This window comes from Roseospira visakhapatnamensis (assembly GCF_014197915.1).
Lineage (GTDB): Bacteria > Pseudomonadota > Alphaproteobacteria > Rhodospirillales > Rhodospirillaceae > Rhodospira > Rhodospira visakhapatnamensis.
Genome location: NZ_JACIGK010000097.1, coordinates 1 through 1,095, shown reverse-complemented (window position 1 = coordinate 1,095; position 1,095 = coordinate 1). Strand labels below are relative to the sequence as shown.

The 1,095-nt window shown below is 67.3% G+C and carries 1 protein-coding gene; it reads left to right on the top strand.

The genetic code is table 11. The annotated features are described in order from the left end of the window. The first annotated feature begins 22 nt into the window (after positions 1–22). Positions 23–811, top strand: a complete 789-nt coding sequence (locus tag GGD89_RS20765) for a DNA cytosine methyltransferase (protein WP_425503065.1) — start codon at positions 23–25, stop codon at positions 809–811. Positions 812–1,095 lie beyond the last annotated feature (284 nt).

Genomic DNA, 1,095 nt, shown 5'->3' with positions numbered 1-1,095 from the left:
AGGTCTCGAACTCGGCCTCCACATCGCCGAACCGGAGTACCGCACCGTCTGTTCTGTCGAGCGGGACCCATACGCCGCCCGCGTGCTCCAGCACCGCCAGCGTGACGGCGCCCTGTCCCCCGGCCCCATCTGGGACGACATCGCAACATTCGACGGCCGACCCTGGGCAGGGCGGATCACGATCCTGTCGGCGGGATATCCCTGTCAGCCCTTCAGCTGGTGCGGCCAGCGGCGCGGCACCAGCGATCCGCGCCACCTCTGGCCCCATGTCGCCAGGATCATTGGCGAAACGCGGGCGCCCCGGGTCTTCCTCGAAAACGTCGCCGGACATCTCAGCCTCGGCTTCGACCTCGTCGCCGGAGACCTCCGCCGCCTGGGCTACCGCGTTGCGGCGGGACTCCATTCGGCGCTTGAAGCAGGCGCGAGCCACGAAAGGACCCGGCTGTTCATACTGGCCCACGCCGACGGCCTCCATGAACGGCAATTGGCCGGAGGTGATCGCGGACGGCGGGCGTCTCGACTTCCGCAATCCACCCGGCGGATACAAGACGCGGAGCCTGCGGCAGGTGGCCCGGGCCTGGATGGTGACGCGACGCCTGCTGGCGGCCCTGGGGATCGATCCCAGACCGACGCGCTCCCCTTGTTCGCGCCCCATCCGAGTGACCTTGCGGCCTGGGACGATGTGCTCCGCCGAGACCCTCGACTTGAACCCGCGCTTCGGCGAATGGGTGATGGGATGGCCGATCGGTTGGACCGCCTGCGCGCCGTTGGAAACGGCGTTTGCCCCCTGGCTGCGGCGCTCGCGTACTGAACTCTCAAGGCGTCTCTCAACCGAGGCGACGGACGTTGAAACCATGGACCCGGCGGACGGAAAATGATGCTACCCCCGGGCATCCGGCCGACCGCGCCACATCCACCAGATCGTCACGAGTACTATTTGGGGTTGTGTTTGCACCTCTATCCGAAGCCACCACGAGACGGCCGGATGGGCCTGGCGGCGATGCCTTTCGCCAGCCGCCAAATCACGCCACCCCGGACCAATGTCCGGTGTGCCAAATCCCTGCCGATTTGTGCCAAATCGACCGCCGCGCTACA